Consider the following 24,472-nt stretch of genomic DNA (forward strand, 5'->3'; position numbering starts at 1 on the left):
CGCTCACGGATCCGGCCAGGCATCGATCAGTTCCCGTGCCTCGCGGCTCGACAGCGGTCGCTTCATACGTTGCGACAGCACTGCCATGGCCCGTGCATGGCCCTTGGCGATCACCGCCTCGAGCTGGTCGTCGATGCACTGCAGGGCAATGAAATCACCCTGTTCCGGTTCACCCACGTACTCGATGCGGTTCCAGTGCCGGGCATGCCCGAGCACTTCATAGGTGCGTCCGTGCTGATAGGTCCAGAAGAACGGCACGTCGTCATAGCGGCGCCGCTCGCCGAGCATGTTGGCCGCGGCGATCACCCCGTGCTGTTCGGCCAGGCGCCAGTGCTCGATACGTACCGGGCGCCCGGCGAGCGGGAAGGTGGCGATGTCGCCCGCGGCCCACAGGCCGTCGGTGGCCTGCAGATGGGCATCGACGTTGACCGAGCGGTCATCGGCCAGTGTCAGTCCATGGACCAGGCCGGTCGCTGGCGTGACGCCCGTGGCCAGCAGCACGAGCGGCGTGGCCAGCCGTTCACCGTTGGCCAGCCGAACGGCCTCGACGCGCGCCTGGCCTTCGAAGGCGCTCACTTCGGTCGGGCCATGGAACACCACGCCCTTGCGCGCGTGCAGTTCGCGCAGGCTGCGGCCGATGCGCTCGCCGAACTGCCGCGCCAGCGGGATCTCATGGCGGGTCACCAGATGCACCTGCAGACCGTACTTGCGCAAGGCGCTGGCGGCTTCCAGGCCGATGAAACCGTCGCCGACGATCACCACGGGTTGGCCGGGCTCGGCCAGGTCGAGCAGGTGCGCCGCGTCGTCCCGCGAGCGCAGCACGCAGATGCCGGGCAGCTGGACACCCGGCAGGTCAGGGCGATTCGGTTTGCCGCCGGTGGCCAGCAGGGCGGCGTCGTAGGTCAGGCGCTGGCCGTCGGCCATGACCAGTTCGCGCTTGCCGCTGTCCAGCGTGCGGACCTTGCCATGCAGGCGTCGCAATTGCCCGCGGCGCAGCCTGTCGGGGTCGAGCAGGGGCGAGACCTCATCCGGCGCCATCTGCCCGGCGATGACGAATTTGCTCAGGGCGGTGCGGTCGTAGGCGCTTGGCTGCTCCTGGTCGATCCATAGCAACTGCCCGCCGAAACCGTGATCGAGCAAGGTGGCCACGGCGGCCGCGCCTGCGGCCCCGGCGCCGATCACCACGAAGGTGCGGGCGTCGGTGTGCCGAGGTGGCTGGGGCTCGGGCAACGGCTGGTAGTCTACCCACACCTGGTCACCCTTCAGTTGTACCGCATGGCGGCGCAACCCCTTCAGGGCAGGGGGTTCGCACACCGCGCCTTCATCCAGCGCGAAAGCGGCCTTGTGCCAGGGGCAGATCAGCAATCCGCCACACACCGCGCCTTCGTCCAGTGGCGCGCCTTCATGGGGGCAATTGCCCTGGTAGGCGCGCAGCTGGTCGCCATGGCGGACCAGGATGAGCTCTTCGGCGCCGGCCTGGACGCGCAACGGACGGTGTTCGTCGAGTTGGGCGAGGGACGCCACGGCATGCAGGGTCATGGGCATTCTCCTGGGGCAGTGTGGTTATTTGACGCCTGGGGGTTGCGGAAGGTGCGCCGAACCGACGATCGGGGACGTTACTTACAAACTTTCACAAAAAGCTCAAATGAGACTAAATTGACTCAAATTGAATGTGGAAGTACTATTCGCGCCGTTTTTAACCAAAGGCTCGGGTGAGTACATGGGCAATTTGCGTGCAATAGGAATGGCCAGCTGGCTGGCGCTGGCCGTGGCATTGGCCGGTTGTGACACGGCACAGGATCAGCAGGCCGCAGCTGAAACGGCGTTCCCGGTCGAAGTCGTGACCGTGGCCAGCGAACCCCTGGCGCTGGCTTCGACCCTGCCAGGCCGTGTCGAGCCGATGCGGGTGGCCGAGGTGCGTGCCCGGGTGGCGGGCATCGTCCTGCACAAGCGTTTCGAGGAAGGTGCCGACGTCAAGGCCGGCGACCTGCTGTTCCAGATCGACCCGGCGCCGTTCAAGGCCGCCCTGGCCCGCGCCGAGGCCGACCTGGCCCGTGCCCAGGCCGTGCAGCAGGAGGCCCAGGCGCGGGTGAAACGCTATGCGCCGCTGGTGAAGATCGAAGCAGTCAGTCAGCAGGACTTCGACAGCGCCACCGCCGAGCTGCGCAGCGCGCAGGCCGCCGTGCGTTCCGCCCAGGCCGACGTGCAGACCGCGCGCCTGAACCTTGGCTACGCCACGGTCACCGCGCCGATTTCCGGCCGTATCGGCCGTGCCCTGGCCACCGAAGGCGCGCTGGTCGGGCAGGGAGACGCGACGCTGATGGCGCGCATCCAGCAGCTCGACCCGATCTACGTCGACTTCACCCAGTCCGCCGCCGATGCCCTGCGCCTGCGCCAGGCCCTCAAGGATGGCGCCCTGGCAGGTGGCGACGACACGGCCCTGACCGCCCAGGTGGAAGGCACCGACTATCAGCGCCAGGGCGCGTTGATGTTCACCGACGTGACGGTCGATCGGGGTACCGGCCAGGTCATCCTGCGCGGGCGCTTCGACAACGCCGACGGCATTTTGCTGCCGGGCATGTATGTGCGCGTGCGCACCCCGCAGGGCACCGACCAGCAGGCGATCCTCGTGCCGCAACGCGCGGTGCAGCGTGGCAGCGATGGCGAGGCGCGGGTGATGGTGGTCGGCACCGGCAATCTCGCCGAGTCGCGCAGTGTGCGCACGGGCGCGATGCACGGCGCACGCTGGCAGATCGTCGAGGGCCTGCGCGCTGGCGACCAGGTCATCGTCGGCAGCCCGGCTGGCCTGGCCGCGGGCATGCCCGTGGTGCTGGCCCAGGCTCAACAAGCCGTGGCGCGATAAGGCGAGGGTAGCGAGATGTCCAAGTTCTTCATCAATCGGCCGAACTTCGCCTGGGTCGTGGCGCTGTTCATTTCCCTGGCCGGCCTGCTGGTGATCCCGGCGCTGCCGGTGGCCCAGTACCCCAGCGTGGCGCCGCCGCAGATTTCCATCACCGCCAGCTATCCGGGGGCTTCGGCCAAGGTGATGGTGGACTCGGTGACCAGCATCATCGAAGAGTCGCTCAACGGCGCCAAGGGGCTGCTGTATTACGAGTCCACCAACAACTCCAACGGCGTGGCCGAGGTGATGGTGACCTTCGAGCCGGGCACCGACCCGGACATGGCCCAGGTCGACGTGCAGAACCGCCTGAAGAAGGCCGAGGCGCGCATGCCCCAGGCGGTGCTGACCCAGGGTCTGAAGGTCGAGCAGGCCAGCTCCGGCTTCCTGCTGATCTACGCCCTGACCAGCCAGCAAGGCGACCGTGGCGACACCACGGCGCTGGCCGACTACGCCGCGCGCAACATCAACAACGAGCTGCTGCGCGTGCCCGGGGTGGGCAAGCTGCAGTTCTTCGCCTCGGAAGCGGCCATGCGGGTCTGGGTCGATCCGCAGAAACTGGTGGGCTACGGCCTGTCCATCGACGACATCAACGCGGCGATCCGCGGCCAGAACGTCCAGGTGCCGGCCGGCAGCTTCGGCAGCACGCCGGGCGCCAGCGAGCAGGAACTGACCGCGACCCTGGCGGTGCAGGGCACCCTCGAGACCCCCGAGGCCTTCGCCGGCATCGTCCTGCGCGCCAACCCGGATGGCTCCAGCGTGCGCCTGGGCGATGTCGCGCGCATGGCCATCGGCAGCGAGAACTACAACCTGTCCTCGCGCCTGGACGGCCATCCGGCGGTGGCCGGCGCGGTGCAGTTGGCCCCGGGCGCCAACGCCATCCAGACCGCGACGCTGGTCAAGGAACGCCTCGCCGAGCTGTCGCAGTTCTTCCCGGAAGGTGTCGAGTACTCGGTGCCGTACGACACCTCGCGCTTCGTCGACGTGGCCATCGAGAAGGTCATCCATACCCTGATCGAGGCCATGGTGCTGGTGTTCCTGGTGATGTTCCTGTTCCTGCAGAACATCCGCTACACCCTGATCCCCTCGATCGTGGTGCCGGTGTGCCTGCTGGGCACGCTGATGGTGATGAAGCTGCTCGGTTTCTCGGTGAACATGATGACCATGTTCGGCATGGTGCTGGCCATCGGCATCCTGGTGGACGACGCCATCGTGGTGGTGGAGAACGTCGAGCGGCTGATGGCCGAGGAGGGCCTGTCGCCGGTGGACGCGACCATCAAGGCGATGGGGCAGGTGTCCGGGGCGATCATCGGCATCACCCTGGTGCTGGCGGCGGTGTTCCTGCCGCTGGCGTTCATGTCCGGTTCGGTCGGGGTGATCTACCAGCAGTTCTCCGTGTCGCTGGCGGTGTCGATCCTGTTCTCCGGTTTCCTGGCCCTGACCTTCACCCCGGCGCTGTGCGCCACGCTGCTCAAGCCGGTGTCCCACGGACACCATGAAAAAGGTGGTTTCTTCGGCGCGTTCAACCGGGCCTTCGCTCGCGTGACCGAGCGCTACTCGGTGATGAACAGCGCCCTGGTGGCCCGTGCCGGGCGCTGGATGCTGGCCTATGTCGGCATCCTGGTGGTGCTCGGCTACTCCTACCTGCGGTTGCCGGAGGCGTTCGTGCCGTCCGAGGACCTGGGCTACAGCATCGTCGACGTGCAACTGCCTCCAGGCGCCAGCCGGGTGCGGACCGATCACACCGCCCAAGCCCTGGAGACGTTCCTGATGTCCCGCGAGGCGGTGGCCAGCTCGTTCATCGTCAGTGGTTTCAGCTTCTCGGGCCAGGGCGACAACGCCGCGCTGGCGTTCCCCACCTTCAAGGACTGGTCGCAGCGCGACAAGGCGCAGTCGGCGGAGGCGGAAACCGCCGCGATCAACGCGCAGTTCGCCACCAACGGCGACGGCGCCATCACCGCCGTGATGCCGCCGCCGATCGACGGCCTGGGCAACTCCGGCGGTTTCGCCCTGCGTCTGATGGATCGCGGCGGCCTGGGCCGCGAGGCGCTGCTGGCGGCGCGCGACCAGCTGCTGGCCCGCGCCAACGGCAACCCGGTGATCCTCTACGCGATGATGGAGGGCCTGGCCGAGGCGCCGCAGCTGCGCGTGCAGATCGACCGCGAGAAAGCCCGCGCCCTGGGCGTGAACTTCGAGGCCATCAACAGCACCCTGGCCACCGCCTTCGGTTCGACGGTGATCAACGACTTCACCAACGCCGGGCGCCAGCAACGTGTGGTGGTGCAGGCCGAACAGGGCGAGCGCATGACCCCGGAAAGCGTGCTGCGCCTGTATGCGCCCAACGCCAGCGGCGAGCAGGTGCCGTTCAGCGCCTTCGTCACCACTAAATGGGAAGAGGGCCCGGTGCAGCTGGTGCGCTACAACGGCTATCCGTCGATCCGCATCGCCGGTGACGCCGCGCCCGGCCACAGCACCGGCCAGGCGATGGCCGAGATGGAGCGCCTGGTGAGCGAGCTGCCGCCCGGCATTGGCTATGCCTGGACGGGGCTGTCGTACCAGGAGAAGGTCTCCAGCGGCCAGGCCGCCGGGCTGTTCGGTCTGGCCATTCTGGTGGTGTTCCTGTTGCTGGTGGCACTGTACGAAAGCTGGGCGATCCCGCTGACGGTGATGCTGATCGTGCCGATCGGTGCCTTGGGCGCGGTATGGGCGGTGATGCTCACCGGCATGCCCAACGACGTGTACTTCAAGGTCGGCCTGATCACCATCATCGGCCTGGCGGCGAAGAACGCCATCCTCATCGTCGAGTTCGCCAAGGAGCTATGGGAGAAGGGCTACAGCTTGAGCGATGCCGCCATCGAGGCCGCGCGCCTGCGTTTCCGCCCGATCGTGATGACCTCGATGGCCTTCATCCTCGGCGTGGTGCCGCTGGCCATCGCCACCGGCGCCGGCGCGGCCAGCCAGCGCGCCATCGGTACCGGGGTAATCGGCGGCATGCTCAGCGCCACCTTGCTGGGCGTGGTGTTCGTGCCGATCTGCTTTGTCTGGGTACTGTCGTTGCTCAAGCGCAGACCCGCTCCCGTGCAACCTGCTGTCGAGGTGGTTGAGTGATGGTCATGCGTAATGTGCTTTTCCCGGCCGCGCTGGCCTTCGCCCTGGCTGGTTGCTCGCTGGCGCCGACCTATCAGCGTCCCGAGGCGCCGGTGGCGGCGCAGTGGAGCGATGCGGCCGGCCACCACGGCCAGTCTCCGGAGCAACTGGGCTGGCAGGCGTTCATCGTCGATTCGACGCTGCGCCAGCTGGTCGCTACCGCGCTGGACAACAACCGTTCGCTGCGCCAGACCTTGCTGGATATCGAACAGGCCCGTGCGCAATACCGCATCCAACGCGCCGACCGGGTACCCGGCCTGAATGCCGCTGCCTCGGGCAACCGCCAGCATCTGCCAGCGGACCTGTCGAGCAACGGCCGCGAAGGCGTGGCCAGTACCTATCAGGTAGGTCTGTCGCTGCCGGAGTACGAGGTGGACCTGTTCGGTCGGGTCAAGAGCCTGAGCGACGCGGCCCTGCAGCAGTATCTGGCCAGCGAAGAGGTCGCGCGTGCCGCGCGTATCGCCTTGATCGCCGAAGTCAGCCAGGCCTACCTGACACTGGACGGCGCCGAGCGGCGCCTGGCGCTGACCCGCCAGACCCTGGCCAGCCGCGAGGATTCCCTGGCACTGGTGGGGCAGCGCCGCGCTGCCGGCACCGCCACGGCGCTGGATCACCAGGAAGCGCTGGGGCTGGTCGAACAGTCGCGCGCCGAGCTCGAGTCCACCGTGCGCCAGCAGCGCCAGGCCTATAACGCGCTGGTGCTGTTGTTGGGCGGCGCCGAAGCGGCCAAGGTGATTTCGGGTGTACGGCCGGCTGAGCCGATGGTGTTGCAGGACATCGCCCCGGGCGCGCCGTCTGCGTTGATCGAGCGCCGCCCGGACATTCTCGCCGCCGAGCACCGGCTGCGGGCGCGCAACGCCGACATCGGCGCGGCGCGGGCGGCGTTCTTCCCGCGCATCAGCCTGACTGGCAGCTTCGGCACCTCCAGTGCGCAGATGTCCGGCCTGTTCGACGGCGGCTCGCGCAGCTGGAGCTTCATGCCGCAACTGTCGTTGCCGCTGTTCGACGCCGGACGCAACCAGGCTGGCCTGAGCCTGGCCGAGGCGCGCAAGGATTCGGCGGTGGCGGCCTATGAAGGGACGATCCAGACCGCCTTCCGTGAAGTGGCCGATGCCCTGGCCGCCAGCGATACGCTGCGCCGCGAGGAAGCCGCGCGCCGAGCGCTGACCGACACCAGCCGCGCGACCGTGGCATTGGCCAAAGCGCGGTACGAGGGTGGAGTGGACAACCACCTGCGCTACCTGGATGCGCAGCGCAGCAGCTATGTGAACGAAGCGGCCTTCATCGAGGCCAGCACCCAGCGGCAACTGGCCCTGGTCGACCTGTTCCGTGCCTTGGGCGGCGGGTGGCCGGCCGAAGGCTGAAAGCCTCCTTTGGTTGGAAGGTCCAACCGCTTGGCCCCAGGGGATGCGTGCCCTGGGGCTTTTTTTTGCCTGGCGCAAGTGTTCAGGCGCGATCGAGGTGTCAATCCTGCAACAGATCCGGGCTGTTGAAATTGCTCAATCGCGCATCGTCTTCGTCACACTCCAGCCCTTGTACAGGGGTCTGCAGCAAGGCCTTCTGCAAACTCCGCTCACCTGCTTGCCAGGCTTGCTCCAGCCGCGGCAACAGCCGTCGTGGCAGCACGCTGAACATCGGCTGCCAGTAGCCGCCCTGGCGGACCATGGCCGCGCTGTCATGACGCACCGCCAACGCCAGCAGATCGTCGATCAGCGCCCGGTCGATCCGCGGTGCGTCGCAGGCCAGCAGCACCATCCACTCATGCCGCGCTGCCTTGAGTCCGCTGATCACCCCGGCCAGAGGGCCGGGAAAATCCGCTTCGGCATCGCTGACGAGTTGGTCGGCATAAGCGGCGTAGGCCGCCTGGTTGCGATTGCAGGAGATCACCACATCGTCGCTGAGCGTGCGCACGGCACGCCGGACATGAGCCACCAACGGCTCGCCGCGCCAGGCCACCAGGCCCTTGTCACGGCCGCCCATGCGCTGGCCGCGGCCGCCGGCGAGGATGAGGATGGAGCAGGGGGGGAGGGTGTCGGCCATGAAAAAGGGTTCCGGGCAGTCAATGCCGGGAACCCTCCCACTTCATCGGGTCGTTGTCCAGCGAACCTCGGTGATTCAAGCCCACTTCGGCGGCCACGGCACCTGGCAATTCTGCCAGTTGTGCAGTTCTGAGGGCTGATGGCTAATGGCCGAGCGGGTCGAGTGGACGGCTCGCCCAGATGAGGACAGGAACATGACCAAGGCGCAATTGATACGTGCCGTTGCCAAAAGCACGGGTATCAGCGTGGCAAAGGCTGACAAGGTAGTGGAGACCTTCATGAAGTCCGTGGTCGAGCATTGCCAGGGCGGGGACGATGTCAGCCTGGTCGGCCTTGGCTCGTTCTTCAGCGAAGCCAGCGAGCAGGCCTTGCCTGAGCGGATCCTCGAGTCGTTCCCGAATGCAGCAGGCAATAGCAAAGCGACCTTCCACTGAGTGGGCACCAATGAATCCCAAGGAACGATGAATCATGGAGAGTAGTGATGAACAAAGGTGAACTGATCAATGCCATAGCCCGTTCGGCAGGTCTGACCAAAGTACAGGCGGCACGCGTGCTCAATGTCTTTCTCGAGGCTGTGACCGATGCCTTGAAGCGTGGTGACACCGTTTCGCTGGTGGGGTTTGGCGCGTTCGCGGTAACGGACAGGCCAAAGCGTACCGGACGCAACCCGCAGACTGGCGAGAAATTGAACATTCCGGCAGCGAGCAAGCCGGTATTCAAAGCCGGCAAGTCTTTGAAAGATGCCGTCAACTGAACAACGAACCACTCGCAAGGGCCAGGTCGACGAGGAGGCATGGCTGCCTCCTCGTCGACCTTTCAGCCATCGCTGATCAGGACTCGGAGCGTTCCGGCTCCGGCTGAACCGCCTTGCCGCGTCCGGCCAGGCGCATCACCACGACGAAGAACACCGGTACGAACACCACGGCGAAGGTGGCGCTGAGCATGCCGCCGATCACGCCGGTGCCGATGGCCTGCTGGCTCGCCGAGCTGGCGCCACTGGCGATGGCCAGCGGGACCACGCCGAGGATGAACGCCAGCGAAGTCATCACGATCGGGCGCAGGCGCAGGCGCGCGGCCTGGATCGCGGCGTCCGCCGCATCAACGCCCTGGTCCACCAGGTCCTTGGCGAACTCGATGATCAGAATGGCGTTCTTCGCCGACAGGCCGATCAGGGTGATCAGGCCAACCTTGAAGAACACGTCGTTGGGCAGGCCGCGCAGGGTGACGGCCACCACCGCGCCGAGTACGCCCAGCGGCACCACCAGCAGCACGGCGGTGGGGATCGACCAGCTCTCGTACAGCGCCGCCAGGCACAGGAACACCACCAGCAGCGACAGGGCCATCAGCAGCGGCGCCTGGCTGCCGGACAGACGCTCCTGCAGCGACAGACCGGTCCACTCCAGGCCGGCGCCGGCCGGCAGCTGGGCGACGAGGCGTTCGATCTCGGCCATGGCCTCGCCGGAGCTGAAGCCGGCCGCCGGCTCGCCGGAGATCGACACCGCCGGGTAGCCGTTGTAGCGGGTCAGCTGCACCGGGCCGCTCTGCCAATGGGCGCGGACGAAGGCGCCCAGCGGCACCATCTTGCCGCTGGCGTTGCGTACGTGGATCTTCAGCAGGTCCTCGACCTGGCTGCGCTGGTCGCCTTCGGCCTGCACCACCACCCGCTGCATGCGGCCCTGGTTGGGGAAGTCGTTGACGTAGTTGGAGCCTACCGCCGTGTCGAGCACCGCGCCGATATCGGCGAACGACACGCCCAGGGCGTTGGCCTGGCGGCGATCCACTTCCAGCTCCACCTGCGGGCTTTCGGCCAGCGAGGCTTCACGCACGTTGACCAGTACCTTGCTCTTGCGTGCCTCGCCCAGCAGTTGGTCGCGGGCCTGCATCAGCTCGTTGTAGCCCATGCCGCCACGGTCCTGCAGACGGAACTCGAAGCCGGTCGACTCGCCCAGGCCGTCCACCGGCGGCGGCAGCACCGCGTAGGCGATGGCGTCCTTGAGCTGGGTGAACGCCAGGGTCGCGCGGTCGGCGATGGACTGCGCGCTGTCGTCATGGCCACGCTCGGACCAGTCCTTGAGCGTGGTGAAGGCCAGCGCCGCGTTCTGCCCGCTGCCGGAGAAGCTGAAACCGAGAATCAGCGTGGTGTTGGCCACGCCCGGCTCGTCGGCGTTGTGCGCCTCGATCTGCTGCGCCACCTCGATGGTGCGGGCCTGGCTGGCGCCCGGCGGCAGCTGGATGTCGGTGATGGTGTAGCCCTGGTCCTCGGTGGGCAGGAAGGCGGTGGGCAGCTGGCTGAAGCCATAGCCCAGCGCGCCGACCAGCACGGCGTACACCAGCAGGTAGCGACCGCTGCGCGCCAGGGCATGGCCGACCCAGCGCTGGTAGCCGTTGCTCATGCCCTCGAAGCGGCGGTTGAACCAGCCGAAGAAGCCCTTGCGCTCATGGTGCTCGCCCTTGGCCAGCGGCTTGAGCAGCGTGGCGCACAGGGCCGGGGTCAGGCTCAGGGCAAGGAACGCCGAGAACAGGATCGACACCGCCATCGACACCGAGAACTGCTGGTAGATGACGCCCACCGAGCCCTTCATGAAGGCCATCGGCAGGAATACCGCCACCAGCACCAGGGTGATGCCGATGATCGCGCCGCTGATCTGGCCCATGGCCTTGCGCGTGGCCTGCTTCGGAGGCAGCCCTTCCTCGGCCATGATCCGCTCGACGTTCTCCACCACCACGATGGCATCGTCCACCAGGATGCCGATGGCCAGCACCATGCCGAACAGGGTCAGCACGTTGACCGAGAAGCCCAGCGCGTTCATCACCGCGAAGGTGCCCATCAGCGCCACCGGCACCACCAGGGTGGGGATCAGGGTGTAGCGCAGGTTCTGCAGGAACAGGAACATCACCGCGAACACCAGCACCATGGCTTCGAACAGGGTGCTGATCACCTGCTGGATCGAGACCTTGACGAACGGCGACGTGTCATAGGGGATGTCGTATTTCACCCCGGCCGGGAAGTAGCGCGACAGCTCGTCGAGCTTGGTCTTGACCAGGCTGGCGGTTTCCATGGCGTTGGCGCCTGGCGACAGCTTGACGCTGAAGGCGCTGGTGGCCTTGCCATTCAGGCGCGTGCCGTACTGGTATTCCTGGGCGCCGATCTCGACCCGGGCGACGTCGCCGACGGTGACCGTCGAGCCATCGGCGTTGGCGCGCAGGACGATGGCGGCGAACTCCTCGGGCGTGCTCAGCTGCCCCTTGACCACCACGTTGGCGGTGATTTCCTGGGTCGGCCGAGCCGGCAGGTCACCGATGCTGCCCGGCGCGACCTGGGCGTTCTGCGCGGCGATGGCCTCGGCCACGTCGTTGGGCGTGAGGTTGAAGCCGACCAGCCTGGCCGGGTCGATCCAGATCCGCATGGCCCGCTCCGAGCCGTACAGCTGGGCCTTGCCGACGCCCTTGATGCGGCGGATCTCGTTCATCACGTTGCGCGCGAGGATGTCCGACAGGGCGATTTCGTCGAGGCTGCCGTCCTCGGAGGTGAGGGTGGCCAGCAGCAGGAACCCGGTGGACACCTTCTCCACCTGCAGGCCCTGCTGGGTGACCGGACGCGGCAGGCGCGACTCGATCACCTTGAGGCGGTTCTGCACGTCCACCTGGGCCAGGTCCGGGTTGGTGCCCGGCTGGAAGCTGGCGGTGATGGTGGCGCTGCCCAGGCTGCTCTGCGATTCGAAATACAGCAGGTTGTCGGCGCCATTGAGCTCCTGCTCGATGATGCTGACCACGCTTTCGTCCATGGTCGCCGCCGAGGCGCCTGGGTACACGGCGTAGATTTCCACCTGCGGCGGCGCCACGTCGGGGTACTGGGCCACCGGCAGCTGCGGGATGGCCAGGGCGCCGACCAGGAGGATGAACAGGGCGACCACCCAGGCGAACACGGGGCGGTCGATGAAGAACTGCGGCATGGATCAGGCCCTCACTGGCCGTTGTGCTGGGCGACCGCGGCGGCCCCCGGTTGTTCGTCGACCTGTACGTGGTCACCGGCCTTGACGTGTTGCAGGCCTTCGACCACGACCCGTTCGCCCGGCGCCAGGCCTTCGCTGACGATCCAGCGATCGCCCTGGGCGTTGCCCAGTTGCACCGGACGCTCGCTGACACGGTCTTGCTGGTCGACCAGCATGACCTTGGGCACGCCGGCGCTGTCGCGCAGGATGGCGCGCTGCGGCACGCTGATGCCCTTGGGTTGCACGGCCTGTTCCAGGCGCACGCGCACGTAGCTGCCGGGCAGCAGGTCGAGGTCGGGGTTGGGGAACTCGCTGCGCAGGGTGATCTGGTTGGTGCTCGGGTCGACGCTGATGTCGGAGAACAGCAGCTTGCCGGCCAGCGGATAGGCGCTGCCGTCGTCCTGGATCAGCGTGGCCTTGACCTGGTCCTGGCCGACCCGCTGCAGTTCGCCTGCGCGCATCGCGCGGCGCAGGGCATTGAGCTCGCGGGTCGACTGGGTGACGTCGGCATGGATAGGATTCAGTTGCTGAATGGTTGCCAGTGGCGTGGTCTCGCTCTGACCGACCAAGGCGCCTTCGGTCACCAGCGCGCGGCCGATGCGCCCGGAAATCGGCGCGGTGACGGTGGCATAGCCCAGGTTCAGGCGCGCACGTTCCAGCGCGGCTTTCGACTCGGCCACGGCGGCATCGGCCTGGAGGAAGGCGGCGCGGGCGTTGTCGTACTCCTGGCGGCTGACCGCCTTGTCGTCGACCAGCTCGCGGTAGCGCTGCTCCTGCAGGCGCGCCTGGTACAGCGTCGCCTCGGCCTTGGCCAGGGTGGCGCGGGCGCTGTCGAAGTCGGCCTTGAACGGCGCCGGGTCGATGAGGAACAGCACATCGCCCTGTTTCACGTCGCTGCCTTCGCGGTACACGCGTTTGAGCACCACGCCGGCGACCCGGGCGCGGACCTCGGCGGTGCGCGGGGCGAGGATGCGACCACTGAGCTCGGTGCTGATCGCCAGCGGCTGCTCGGCCAGGGTTTCGACCCGTACCTGAGGGGCAGGGGCCTGTTCTTCCTGTTCGGTCGCGTCGTTGCAGCCGGTCAGGACAAGGGACAGCGCCAGCAGCGCCAAGGGGCGCAGGCGCGGAGTGCGGAAAGTGGACATACGGATCTTCCGGAATTGATCGAGCGTATGCTAAGGCAGCCGTTCGCGCACCCGCTGTGAAGCTGTGTAGGGCGTATGTGAAAAAGTGTGAACGAGCGGCGGTGCCCGGCGCAGGATTCTATATCCTGCCTCACTTCACTTTCTGTTCAAACACCCTTATGCCGAACATTTTCCTGGTCGAAGACGACAGCGCGCTGTCCGAGCTGATTGCCAGCTACCTGCAACGCAACGATTTCCATGTCCGGGTGATTGCCCGGGGCGACCACGTGCTCGACGAGTTCCGTCGGCAGAAGCCGGACCTGGTGATTCTCGACCTGATGCTCCCGGGCCTGGACGGCCTGCAGGTGTGCCGCCTGCTGCGCCAGGAGTCGCAGGGCCTGCCGATCCTGATGCTGACCGCTCGCGACGACAGTCACGATCAGGTGCTGGGGCTGGAGATGGGCGCCGACGACTATGTCACCAAGCCCTGCGAGCCCCGGGTGCTGCTGGCCCGGGTGCGAACCTTGCTGCGCCGCAGCAGCGTCAACGAACCGCGCCTGGACAGCGACCTGATCCAGATCGGCGGCCTGCGCATCGACCTGGCCGAGCGCACGGTCAGCTGGCGGGGCGAGGAGGTCGAGCTGTCCAGTGGCGAGTACAACCTGCTGGTGGTGCTGGCGCGCAATGCCGGCGAGGTGATGAGCCGCGACCGCATCCTCCAGCAGTTGCGCGGCATCGAATTCAACGGCACCGACCGTTCCGTGGACGTGGCCATCTCCAAGCTGCGCCGGCGCTTCGACGACAGCGCCGGCGAGGCGCGCAAGATCAAGACCGTGTGGGGCAAGGGTTACCTGTTCAGCCGCGTCGAGTGGGAGTACTGACAGGCCATGCTCAAGATCCTGGTGCGCTTGTACCTGGTGATCATCGTCGCCTATGCCGGGGCGATCGCGCTGATTCCCGACACCATCGTCGGCCTGTTCCATGAACGGTTCATGGCTTACAACCTGCAACAGGCCAAGGGTGTGCAGACCCTGATCGTGCGCCAGTTCCAGCAGGCCCCACGGGAGCAGTGGCCGGCGGTGGAGAAGGACCTGGCCGCGGCGTTCGCGCCGCTCGAAGTGCGCTTGCTGCGCACCGACGAAGCGGGCCTCGACGCTGACGAGCAGGCGCGTTTCGCCAAGGGCCTGTACGCCGTGCGCATGGCCGACTGGGGCTATTACGAAACCGTGCTGGCGCCACTGGACAAGGACTGGCTGGTGCGCCTGCATTCGCCGGACGACCCCTTGGACATCAACGTGTTGTCCTGGGGGGTGACGGTGCTGATCGGCGCGGCCATGCTCGGCTGTCTGCTGTTGTGGGTCTGGCCGCACTGGCGTGACCTGGAGCGCCTGAAGGAGACCGCCCGGCGCCTGGGGCGCGGCGAGATGGCCGAGCGCACGCATATTTCGCCGCGCTCGAACATCGGCGAGCTGGCCGGGGTGTTCGACACCATGGCCAGCGACCTGGAACGTCACGTCAACCAGCAGCGCGAACTGCTCAACGCGGTTTCCCATGAACTGCGCACGCCGCTGACACGCCTGGATTTCGGCCTGGTGCTGCTGTTCGACGAGGTGCCCCCGGCCAGCCGCAAGCGCCTGCTGGGGTTGGTCGGCCATGTGCGCGAACTGGATGAGCTGGTGCTCGAACTGCTGTCCTACAGCCGTCTGGAAAGCGCCGACCAGGCTCGCGAGCGGGTCGAAGTGTCGTTGCTGGAACTGGTGGACAGCGTGCTTGGCGGCTTTGCCGAAGAGCTCGACAACCGTGGCATCCGCTGGGAGGTGCGCTGTGAAACCGACCTGCCACGTTTTGTCCTCGATCCACGGCTGACCGCCCGCGCGGTGCAGAACCTGGTGCGCAATGCCATGCGCTACTGCGACGAGAGCCTGCTGTTGCGCCTGCGCCTGGAAGAAGACGGCGCGTGCCTGCTGACCGTGGAGGATGATGGCATCGGCATTCCGACCGAGGAACGTGAGCGGATCTTCCAGCCGTTCTACCGTCTGGATCGTAGCCGTGATCGCAATACCGGTGGATTCGGCCTGGGGCTGGCGATCAGCCGTCGGGCCATCGAAGGGCAGGGCGGGACGCTGACAGTGGCGCAGTCGGCGCTGGGCGGGGCGCAGTTCAGGATTCGCTTGCCCGCCGGTTGATGCGGTGCCTGGGCTTGCCCCGCGATGCTCATTGTCCAGACAGGCTTGCCGACCAGGTCACGAAGCGGTCCTTGCCTGTGTGCTTGGCCTTGTACAACGCCTGGTCCGCCCTGATCAGCGCCAGGCTCAGGGTGTCGCCGCTGGCGATCCGGGCGAGGCCGATGCTGACCGTCACCGGATGCGCGGCCAGGTCCTCGCGCACTCTCTGGCACAGCGCCGCGACCTGCCGCTCTGCGCCTGCTTCATCCAGCCCCTGGAAGAAGATCGCGAATTCCTCCCCGCCCAGCCGGGCGATCTCATGCCCGACCATCGCCGCCTTGATATGCGCCGCCACCCGCTTGAGCACTTCATCACCGATGTCATGGCCGAAGCGGTCGTTGACCTGCTTGAAGTTGTCGATATCGATCATCGCCAGGAACTGCCCGGGAGCGGCCACCTGCAATTGGCGCTCGGCCTTGGCCATGAACGAGCGGCGGTTGGGGATTTCGGTCAGCGCATCGATATACGCATGCTCCAGCAGCACCTTGGTCAGGTAGAAGTTGTGCAGCTTGGCCTCGCGCAGGCGCAGGTAGCTGTAGATCACCAGACCGCTGAGGAACACGGCGTAGCTGATCAGCATGGCGCCCTCGAGCTCCAGGGCATCGATATGGGTGTGCAGGAACGGGTTGAGCATGATCCAGCTGATGCCAAGGGCACAGAAGAACGACCAGCGCCGTACCGGCAGTACCGAGACGGCATAGAGCACCGTCGAGGCCCCGAGCACCAGCCACAGCGGACGCAGGACGATGGGAATGCCCTCGATCACCAGGCGCATGGCCAGGGTGATCACCGCCACGAACAACAGGTTGAGCACGTCGAAATGCTGGCTCTTGCGGGTGAAGCCCAGGATGACGCAGAAGCTGCACAGCAGGGCGATGAACACCCCCGACAGCCAGGTGAAGCCTTGACCGCCGAGGTAGCTGACGATCAGGTCGAAGATCAGCCAGATGGCGATGCCGATGCAGAAGATCAGCAGACAGAAGCGACGCATGGCCTCGAATTCGTGCTGGCGGAATTCGGCGCGCAGGGCGGCGGGGGCGACCTGTTGGCGGATGCGGGCTTCGAGGGTCTTGTACATGCTGGGGATGCCTGCGGCGGTTATGTTGTGCTTGCCGGTCTCATCGCGGACGCAGTGGCTCACTCCTTGGAGAGAATCCCCTTGGCCCAGGGCCGGTAGCGCAGGGCGAACACCGCTTCGGCGTGGCAACCGCCAGTCAACGCCGGCTGCGCCGGTTCGGCACGGAAAGGTTGCCCGGCCGGGCTGACCTGGCGAAACGCCTCGCGCACGACGCCCACCCGGCACGGCAGCGCCTGCTCATAGCCCGCGCGCACCACTGGCGCCAGGCGCCCGGTTCCCGCGCCATCCTGCCACCAGACGCTCAGGCCAAGCCCCGCCAGGCCATCCAGCCAGGCGCCATTGACTCGTGGCGACAATTGGCCGGCGCTGAAGGCGCTGATATGCAACGGCTTGTCCAGCTGGCGGTTGAACGCCTGCAACTGGCTGTACAGCGCATCGCGTCGGGCAGCGTCGCGAAAGTGCAGGTCGTCCAGTTCCATGGGCAGGTACCAGCCGGCCACCGGCAGTTCCCAGCCGGCGCGCAGTTGCTGGTACTGGCTGAGCGAGCGCCCCAGCTGGGCCTTGAAGTAGTTGTTCAGCCCTTCGCCGTCCAGCTGTTCCAGGCGCTGGTAGTAGGCCGGGTCCATGTACAGGCCCAGCACCAGCTCCAGGCCCTGCGCCCGCGCTTCGCGCAAGCTGTTCGCGAGCCAGCCGTGGGCGCCGCCGAAGTCGCTGTCGCCATAGGCGCTCCATTGCACGATCAGCGTCTTGCCACCCTGGGCCACGGTGGCGCGCCACAGTTGCTGCCACTGGGCCGGGGTCACGCTGGCGTCGCGGTTGAGCGGTTGGTAGAACAGGCGCTGGTCGGCCTGTGCGGGCAGGCACAGGGCGAGCAGGCAGATTGCCAGTAACGTACGCATCAGAAACTCATCTCCACGCCCAGCAGTACGCCGTTGGCGCGCTCGTAAAGGTTGCCGCCCAGCGATTGCTGGTATTCGGCGCGCACTTTCAGCGAGCCGCGATAGGCGTTGTAACGGTCGTCGTCGAACCACCACTGCCAGCGCACGCCGACCCCGGCGCGGGCATCCTGGCGCCAGTCGTTGCTCGGGTCCTGGCTGGCGAACTCGAGAAAACCGTAGGGCATGAGGGTCTGCGGCGAGTTGCCGGGCAGTTTCCAGGCATGCCCTTGCTGGAAGCGCGACAGCCAGGCGTGGTCGCCGGCGCGGGTCCACCAGGCGGCGTCGAGGTAGAGAAAACGCTCGCCCCAGTCGTCCTCGTCGACACGCCAGTCGTTGCGGTATCGGCCCTGGTCGAGGAATGACGCGGTGGCGCGCAGCAGCAGGTCGTTGCTCGACTCGGCATGGTGGCGCAGATCGCCCCAGTTGCCACCGACCTTGGCCGGGCTCAGCAGTTCGCCCAGGCTCAGGCCGCTGTAGTGGTCGCTGTCGATCTGGCGCTGGTGGTAGAGCTCGGCGTACAGGTTGAGGTTGGCCTGGCCGAACGGCTTGTAGCGCAGGCCCACGCCGGTGCCCATGCTCTGGGCGTAGTCGGTGCGGCTCTGGCCGCCGAACAGCACGCGGCCATACACCGACAGGGTGCTGCCGTTGCGGCTGGGTTCCTCGCCCAGCGCGTGGTCCCACATCGCCAGCTGGACGTTCTGCGAGCGTGCCCGGCGCGAGGTGCCTTCGCGCTCTCCGGTGTCGAGGAACTTGTCGTTGGTCGAGGTGCCTGCGGGCGACCAGGTGCTGGCCAGGGTGATGGTGTCGCGACGCGACAGGGTTTCGTGGGCGCGGCGCTGGCGGTACTTGCGCGCCTCGAGGCTGCCGTACTCGTCATCGCCGTCCACCAGGTTCTGCTCCACGTCCAGCACCCGGCGCAGCTCGCGGCGGGCCGACGCGCTGTCCTCGACTTCGTCGTAGCGCAACGCCAGGGTCTCGCCCAGGCGGTAGTCCTCGGGGAAGTCGCGGGTGGCACGCTCCAGGTAAGGGATGGCGGCGCGGCGCTGTTGCTGGTCGTCGGAGCCGGCCAGGCGCATGCCATAGTCGGCGCGGTAGCGCGGCTGCTCCGGCGACAGGCGCACGGCCTCGGCCAGCCAGGCCGTGCTCTGGGCGCTGTCACCGGCCTGCTGGGCGGTGCCGGCGGCGGCGTAGTAGTGATCGGCACGGGGGTTGTGGCGCAATGCCTCGCGCTGCAGTTCCAATGCCTGGCGGGCATCGCCCTGGCGCTGGGCGATGGCGGCCCCCAGGGCCCAGTCGTCGGCACTGCCGTGGGCGGCGGCGTCCCAGTGGCGGCGGGCGGCATCGGCATCGCCCGCGTCGAGGGCGCCGCGGGCGGCGGTCAGGCGGGCATTGTCGGACCAGGCGCTGGCCGGCAGGCTGTTCCAGATCGGCAGGGCGGCCTCGGAGTCACCGGAGGCCTCCAGGGCGTAGGCCAGCGGCAGGCGGCTGGCGCTATCGCCGAGGCGCTCGGCGGCCTGGTAGTAGACCACCGCCTCGCCGGGCTGGTCAGGCATGGCGCAGCGGCCCAGGGCGCGGAACTGGCCGGCTTCGCTGGGTTTGGCCGGGATCGCCTGGCGCACGGCGTCGCACTGGCCGGCCTCGGCCAGGCGGCCGAGCAACTGGCCGCGGGTCGCGGGGTCGACCCGTGGTATCAGGGCCAGCATGCGCGAGCTGTTCAACGGACCGTCATTGCGTGCGTAGATAGTGCCCAGGCGCTGCAGCAACGAAGGCGTCAGGCGACCCTGACGGCGATCGTAGGCTTGTTCCAGCAGTTGCCGCGCGTGCGCGGACTGCCCGCGTTCGAGCAGCATGAAGGAGGCTTGTTCCAACGCCGCGAGATCGCCCGTCTGCCGATAGCGCTGTTCCCACTGCGCCGCTGTGCGCGGTTGCGGCGGCTGGGGTGGATCGCCATACAGCCGCTGCTCGAGAATCGCGTATGAGCGCTGGTTGTCGCTCGCCTGGCACTGCTTGAGTTGTTCGCGCGCCAGTTGCAGGTCCTTGCGTGAAAGCCAGTCGACGGTTTCCAGGCAGGGGCGCTGCAGTTCATTGCTCAAGCGTCGCACCAGGGGCGCGTCATCACCTTCGCGGGCCAGTTCCCACAGCTGCTGACGCTGTTCTGGCTGCTGCAGCTGGTCCTGCGGCACGCTCTGCAGCCAGCGCTCGGCCTGCTGGTTGTGGCCCATGGCGATGGCGCGGTTGGCCATGGCCAGGCGGGTGCGGGTCGCCGCTTCGGGCGAAGGCGCGCTGGCCAGCAGCTTGTCCAGGCCCTTTTCGTCGACTTGTTGCACATAGGCGTTGGCCAGGCGCTGCCAGTCTTGCGGGGGCAGCTGGCCCTTGTCGGCCAACGGCTGCAGCTGGTCGATGGTTTCACCCCAGTTGCGCAGCTGTTCGGCGAAGTTGGCCCGGGTCATGCGCAGGACCATGCCATCGTCCCGCACGGGCAGTTGGTTGAGCCATTCCAGGGCCTTGGCGGCACCGCCGAACTTGGCCAGGCTGACGCTGTACGCCTGCCACAGGCGCACCCGCTGCTGGCCCTGGCTGCCGGCCAGCCAGGCTTCCACCTGGTTGGCCGGCGGCGGATCCTGCTCGATCCAGGTCAGGCGCAGTTCGAGCAGGGCGTCGGCGTGCTCGGGGTTGTCGTCGAGGTCCTCGGCGATCGCCTCGGCCTCCTTGTAGCGGCGCTGGTGGGCCAGGGACTCGGCCAGCAACGCACGGGCCTCGTTGTTGTTGGGCACGCGCTTGAGCACGTGTCGGGTCAGGCGTTCGACCTCGGGCCAGTTGTCCTTCTGCGCCTCGCGATAGCCCCGTTCCATGAACGGATAGCTGGTGAAACGCTGGAAGTCGGTCATCGGCGCGCTGGGCGCGGCCAGGGTCGACGAACACAGCAACAGGCTGGCGAAGGCCAGGGAAAGACGGGGCGTCATGCCACCTCCCGGGTCAGGTCATAGGCGGCCTGCTGTTCGCTGGCCTGCTCGGCGAGGGCTTGCTGCAGCACAGCTTGCGTGATGATGCCGCGGGCGATCAGGTGCTCGCCCAGGCTCTGGTGCTCGGGGTCGAAGTCGATCAGCGCCTGGTTGAACAGGGTCACCGGCACCATGCCGCGCACCTGGAGCAGGGCGCCCAGCATCACCTGGTGGGTGCTGACCTTTTCCAGCAGGCCGGCGTCGTCCTGATGGCGTTCCAGGACCTTGAGCATTTCGCGCGTCTCAGGCTTCTGCCAAGGGCTTGGGTAGTGGTAGCGCAGGCCGAGGGTGACCCGCCCCTGTGGTGCCAGTTGCGCCCGCACCGGACGCTTGAGCTGGCGGCTGATCACCCCCAGCGACACCTGGCTGACCGGGCTTTCGCTGGCCAGCACCAGGGTTTCGCCGTCTTCGCCCACGGGCAGCACGCCGTAGTGGGTGGCGAGTTTACGGGGCAGCCTGGCGATCAGTTCGGGCGCAATCTTGAATGGGTTGAGCGGTGCCCAGGGCAGGTCCAGCTGTTCGGCCAGCGCCTCGACCAGCTGCTCGCTGGTCAGCCAGCCGCGCAGCAGCAGCTCGCGGCCCAGGCGGCGGCGAACCGGGTTGGTGATGGCCTGTTGCAGTTGCTCGGCGTTGATCAGGCCTTTGTCCACCAGGCGCTGGCCCAGGGGCGTGCGGGCGGGCGAGGCGATGGCGGGAAATTCGTGGGTGGTCTTGTCCCAGGCTACGCGGCGCGAGTCGCCCATTTCCATGACCTGGCGCAGCGCGCGCAGGTTGGCGAAGAAGTTGACGAAGTTGCTCCACATCATCCGCGGCGCCGACAACAGCCCCTCGAAGATGCCGTAGTAGCGGGTGACGAACCAGAAACGCTGGAACAACCGGTTGAACAGCAGCAGGCCGTTGAGCCAGAGCAGCACGGTAAGCAGCTTGCTGTCGCTGAGGATGGACATGAAGCGCCAGGAGTCCGGCGCGATCACCGTGACCAACCACATCGCCAGCAGCACCAGCAGCAACAGGTTGACCAGGAAACTCAGCAGGTAGGCGAACAATCCGCGACGGTCGCGCCAGAGGAAATAGTTGAGCGCGCCCTTGCGGCTCCAGCCGAGGTTGCTGGTGCCCTGGAACACGATGCCGACGATCCACCGCGACTTCTGGCGGATGGCGTGCTGCCAGTCGCGGGGGAAGTGCTCGCGCACGCAGATCACCTGAGCGAACTCGCGGCTCATGCCGGGGCGCCAGTCCTGCTTGAGGGCCAGGGCCGGGTCGGTGATGGAGTAGCGGGCGAAGATGCACTTCATGCCCTTCTGCTTGAGGCGGAAGCCGATGTCGTAGTCTTCGGTGAGACTCTGCACGTCGAAGGCGATGCCGTCGCCGTCCTCCAGCAGCGCGCTGATCGCCCGGCGGCTGAAGCAGGTGCCGACCCCGGCGCTGGGCACCTGGCCGGTGAGCGCCTCGCGGACGATGACGTCCTTGCCGTGGTTCTCGGCGAACTCGTCGACATAGTGGCCGGCGGTGAAGCCTTTCCACTCCGGCGCGTAGGGGTACACCGGGATCTGGATCATGTCCTTGTTCGGCAGCAGGTAGTTGAACAGGCGCAGTTCCATGGGCGAGATGACGTCCTCGGCGTCATGCAGGATGAAGCCGGCGAACTCGATGCGCGCGTCCTGTTGGAAGCGCAGGATGGCGTCGATGATGTTGTTCAGGCAGTCGGCCTTGCTGGTCGGTCCCGGGCGGGCGCAGACCACCTTGTGCACGTTGGGATAGTGCAGGCACACCGCGTCCACGTCGGCCTGGGTCTGGGGATCGTTGGGGTAGGTGCCGACGAAGATCTGGTAGTTCTCGTAGTCGATGGTCGAGGCGGCTAGGCGCGCCATCTCGCCGACCACGCCGACTTCGTTCCAGGCCGGAACCATGATCGCCAGGGGTTTTTCCGGTACTTCGAACAGGCGCTTCTCGTCGGCCTTCTCGAACCTGTCGTAGATGCGGAAGCGGCGGATCAGCTTGCGGCCCCAATAGCACAGGTCGATGAACAGGTCATCCAGGCCGAGCACGAACATCAATGTTGCCAGGACGATGGCCAGGATCTTCAGGCCAAACAGCACATAGGTCAGGAAGTCGATGAAAACCAGGCTCATGCGTTGTCTCGTGCGGCGGATTGCTCGGCGAACCAGCGGGTCAGGCGCTCGGCGATACGCTCACTGGCGTGGCCGTCGCCGAAGGGTGTGTAGACCCGCGCCATGCGCTCATAGGCGAGCGGGTCGTCGAGCAGTTGGCTGGTTTCGTGGACGATGCGCTCGGTGAGGGTGCCGACCAGCTTGACCGTGCCACCCTTGAGCACCGCTGGCCGTTCGGTGACCTTGCGCAGTACCAGCACTGGCTTGCCCAGCGCGGGCGCCTCTTCCTGCACGCCGCCGGAGTCGGTGAGGATGATGTGGGCGCGGTTCATCAGCCAGACGAAGTGCGGGTAGTCCTGGGGCGCGACGAGGTGGATGTTGTCGCGGCCGGAAAGCACGCTGTACACCGCATGCTGGACCTGCGGGTTGAGATGCACGGGGTAGAGGAACTGGACGTCCGGGTAGCGCAGGGCGAGTTCGGCCAGGGCCAGGCAGATGCGCTCGAAACCGCTGCCGAAATTCTCTCGGCGGTGGCCGGTGATCAGCACCATGCGCTGGTCGTCACGCAGCACGTTGAGCGGCGAGTCGGCGGCCGGGCGCCAGTTGTCGTGCTTGAGTTTGTCGCGCATCCACAGCAGGGCGTCGATCACGGTGTTGCCGGTGACTTCGATGTGCTCGGGCGGCACGCCTTCGCGGATCAGGTTGGCGTCGGAGTCGCGGGTGGGAGTGAAGTGCAGGTCGGCGAGCACGCCGGTCAAGCGTCGGTTGGCTTCTTCCGGCCAGGGCTGTTGCAGGTTGCCGGTGCGCAGGCCGGCCTCGACGTGGCCGATGGGGATGTGCCGGTGGAAGGCGGCCAGCGAGGCGATGAAGCTGGTGGTGGTGTCGCCGTGGACCAGGACGATGTCCGGCTTGACCTGTTCATAGGCCTGGTCGAGCTTGTCCAGCAGGTCGCGGGACAGGCCGTTGAGCGTCTGGTTCTGGGTCATCACCTGCAGGTCCTGATCGACCTTCAGGCCGAAGGCGGTGAGGACCTGCTCGAGCATTTCGCGGTGCTGGCCGGTGGAGCAGATGTGCAGGTCGACCTCGGGCCATTCGCGCAGGACGCGGGCCAGCGGGGCCATCTTGATTGCTTCTGGGCGGGTACCGAAAACCATCATCACGGTGTAGGCCATCGTGTATTTCCTCGTTCGATTCCCTGGACGAAGTTGTACGACTTGTCGCCGTTTGCAAGTGATAGATACAAGCAGCGGAATGCGGGGTTGTCCAATGCGCGGTCGGCCCTGCGCAGCGCTTGGTGGCAGTGGCTCGAAGGCAGGGTCGTGTCGGCGGGGGCGGTGCCGAACGCCAGGGGTGGGCTGATGCTGAAACGTTTATGCTAGCTTTTCTTGATTGAACGGTCAGTAAATAAAGTATTTCTGACTTTTTCTCGCTGTCTTCTTCTTGTAGTTTTGTAGGTCTTTTTTTCAGGGAGCTTGCCCATGCAAGGCAAGGCGCGCAAGGTCGTTCAGGCCATCCTCTACGAAGCCATCGCGGTGGCCTGCGTGGCGCCGGCGCTGGAGTTCGCGTTTGGCGCGGGCATGGCGGAGTCAGCGGTGTTGTCGATGCTCATGTCAGGCATCGCCATGAGCTGGAACATGGCCTACAACTGGGCGTTCGAGCGGTGGGAGGCGCGGCAGCACAAACGCAACCGTACGTTCCTGCGGCGGCTGTTGCATGCGCTGGGGTTCGAAGGGGGGCTGGTGCTGATTCTCTTGCCGTTGGTGGCTTACTGGTTGGATATCGGTTTATGGGCGGCGCTGGTGACCAACCTGGCGTTGTTCGTGTTTTTCTTCGTTTATGCGTTTGTGTTTCAGTGGGGGTTCGACAAGGTGTTCGATGTGCCGGTTTCTGCGCAGGAAGTACCCAAGGGGTGTTAGT

17 protein-coding genes are annotated in these 24,472 nt (G+C 66.8%); 8 read left to right on the top strand and 9 right to left on the bottom strand.

Annotation, left to right across the window (positions count from 1 at the left end):
- Nucleotides 1-3: 3 nt before the first annotated feature.
- Nucleotides 4-1,539 carry an FAD-dependent oxidoreductase gene (locus N7422_RS07260; RefSeq protein WP_279805883.1) on the bottom strand — a complete coding sequence of 512 codons (1,536 nt, stop codon included), beginning with the start codon at nucleotides 1,537-1,539 and terminating at the stop codon, nucleotides 4-6.
- 181 nt (nucleotides 1,540-1,720) lie between these two features.
- Between N7422_RS07260 and N7422_RS07265 the strand changes: the two genes are divergently transcribed.
- Genes N7422_RS07265 through N7422_RS07275 form a run of 3 tightly spaced genes read left to right on the top strand, consistent with a single transcriptional unit; the run spans nucleotide 1,721 to nucleotide 7,410 of the window.
- Entirely contained in the window at nucleotides 1,721-2,863 is a 1,143-nt protein-coding gene (locus N7422_RS07265; protein ID WP_279805884.1) for a MexC family multidrug efflux RND transporter periplasmic adaptor subunit, read from the top strand.
- A gap of 15 nt (nucleotides 2,864-2,878) precedes the next feature.
- Nucleotides 2,879-6,007: an efflux RND transporter permease subunit gene (locus N7422_RS07270; RefSeq protein ID WP_279805885.1), complete on the top strand. Its 3,129-nt coding sequence runs from the start codon at nucleotides 2,879-2,881 to the stop codon at nucleotides 6,005-6,007.
- Nucleotides 6,007-7,410 (top strand): efflux transporter outer membrane subunit, encoded by a 1,404-nt coding sequence (locus N7422_RS07275; RefSeq protein ID WP_279805886.1) that lies wholly within the window; start codon nucleotides 6,007-6,009, stop codon nucleotides 7,408-7,410. The genes N7422_RS07270 and N7422_RS07275 overlap by 1 nt, the downstream gene beginning before the upstream one ends.
- Before the next feature lie 100 nt (nucleotides 7,411-7,510).
- On the opposite strand, the gene mobA is transcribed toward N7422_RS07275, so the two are convergent.
- Complete coding sequence (mobA, locus tag N7422_RS07280; protein ID WP_279805887.1) at nucleotides 7,511-8,086, bottom strand: molybdenum cofactor guanylyltransferase MobA; 576 nt, start codon at nucleotides 8,084-8,086, stop codon at nucleotides 7,511-7,513.
- Between the two features lie 145 nt (nucleotides 8,087-8,231).
- Here mobA and N7422_RS07285 point away from each other — a divergent pair, with 145 nt between their 5' ends.
- Both N7422_RS07285 and N7422_RS07290 read left to right on the top strand, forming a co-directional pair.
- A complete protein-coding gene (locus tag N7422_RS07285; protein WP_279805888.1) occupies nucleotides 8,232-8,519 on the top strand; it encodes an HU family DNA-binding protein in 288 nt (95 codons plus the stop codon).
- A 47-nt stretch (nucleotides 8,520-8,566) separates the two neighbouring features.
- Nucleotides 8,567-8,839 carry an HU family DNA-binding protein gene (locus tag N7422_RS07290; protein WP_279805890.1) on the top strand — a complete coding sequence of 91 codons (273 nt, stop codon included), beginning with the start codon at nucleotides 8,567-8,569 and terminating at the stop codon, nucleotides 8,837-8,839.
- A gap of 76 nt (nucleotides 8,840-8,915) precedes the next feature.
- Here N7422_RS07290 and N7422_RS07295 read toward each other — a convergent pair whose 3' ends face one another.
- Together N7422_RS07295 and N7422_RS07300 are read right to left on the bottom strand one after the other, a co-directional pair.
- Entirely contained in the window at nucleotides 8,916-12,038 is a 3,123-nt protein-coding gene (locus tag N7422_RS07295; protein WP_279805891.1) for an efflux RND transporter permease subunit, read from the bottom strand.
- A gap of 11 nt (nucleotides 12,039-12,049) precedes the next feature.
- Nucleotides 12,050-13,222 carry an efflux RND transporter periplasmic adaptor subunit gene (locus N7422_RS07300; protein WP_279805892.1) on the bottom strand — a complete coding sequence of 391 codons (1,173 nt, stop codon included), beginning with the start codon at nucleotides 13,220-13,222 and terminating at the stop codon, nucleotides 12,050-12,052.
- A gap of 158 nt (nucleotides 13,223-13,380) precedes the next feature.
- Here N7422_RS07300 and N7422_RS07305 point away from each other — a divergent pair, with 158 nt between their 5' ends.
- On the top strand, nucleotides 13,381-14,082 hold the full coding sequence (locus N7422_RS07305; protein WP_279805893.1) for a response regulator transcription factor: 702 nt from the start codon (nucleotides 13,381-13,383) through the stop codon (nucleotides 14,080-14,082).
- Between the two features lie 6 nt (nucleotides 14,083-14,088).
- Nucleotides 14,089-15,387 carry an ATP-binding protein gene (locus N7422_RS07310; protein ID WP_279805894.1) on the top strand — a complete coding sequence of 433 codons (1,299 nt, stop codon included), beginning with the start codon at nucleotides 14,089-14,091 and terminating at the stop codon, nucleotides 15,385-15,387.
- A 28-nt stretch (nucleotides 15,388-15,415) separates the two neighbouring features.
- On the opposite strand, the gene N7422_RS07315 is transcribed toward N7422_RS07310, so the two are convergent.
- Genes N7422_RS07315 through wecB form a run of 5 tightly spaced genes read right to left on the bottom strand, consistent with a single transcriptional unit; the run spans nucleotide 15,416 to nucleotide 23,727 of the window.
- The gene (locus tag N7422_RS07315; protein ID WP_279805895.1) at nucleotides 15,416-16,504 is read right to left on the bottom strand and encodes a GGDEF domain-containing protein; all 1,089 of its coding nucleotides are present in this window, start codon (nucleotides 16,502-16,504) and stop codon (nucleotides 15,416-15,418) included.
- Nucleotides 16,505-16,563: 59 nt separating this feature from the next.
- Nucleotides 16,564-17,403, bottom strand: coding sequence for a DUF4434 family protein (locus N7422_RS07320; protein ID WP_279805897.1), 840 nt, complete (start codon nucleotides 17,401-17,403; stop codon nucleotides 16,564-16,566).
- Nucleotides 17,403-20,405, bottom strand: coding sequence for a phage receptor (locus N7422_RS07325; RefSeq protein ID WP_279805898.1), 3,003 nt, complete (start codon nucleotides 20,403-20,405; stop codon nucleotides 17,403-17,405). The genes N7422_RS07320 and N7422_RS07325 overlap by 1 nt, the downstream gene beginning before the upstream one ends.
- Nucleotides 20,402-22,576 (bottom strand): cyclic di-3',5'-guanylate-activated glycosyltransferase NrfB, encoded by a 2,175-nt coding sequence (gene nrfB / locus N7422_RS07330; protein WP_279805899.1) that lies wholly within the window; start codon nucleotides 22,574-22,576, stop codon nucleotides 20,402-20,404. Before nrfB ends, N7422_RS07325 begins: the two co-directional genes overlap by 4 nt.
- Nucleotides 22,573-23,727 carry a UDP-N-acetylglucosamine 2-epimerase (non-hydrolyzing) gene (wecB, locus tag N7422_RS07335; protein ID WP_279805900.1) on the bottom strand — a complete coding sequence of 385 codons (1,155 nt, stop codon included), beginning with the start codon at nucleotides 23,725-23,727 and terminating at the stop codon, nucleotides 22,573-22,575. The genes nrfB and wecB overlap by 4 nt, the downstream gene beginning before the upstream one ends.
- Nucleotides 23,728-24,033: 306 nt before the next feature.
- On the opposite strand from wecB, the gene N7422_RS07340 reads away from it, so the two are divergent.
- A complete protein-coding gene (locus tag N7422_RS07340) occupies nucleotides 24,034-24,471 on the top strand; it encodes a PACE efflux transporter (RefSeq protein WP_279805901.1) in 438 nt (145 codons plus the stop codon).
- The last annotated feature ends 1 nt before the right edge of the window (nucleotide 24,472 follow it).

It is taken from the genome of Pseudomonas sp. GD04091 (assembly GCF_029836165.1).
Classification (GTDB): domain Bacteria; phylum Pseudomonadota; class Gammaproteobacteria; order Pseudomonadales; family Pseudomonadaceae; genus Aquipseudomonas.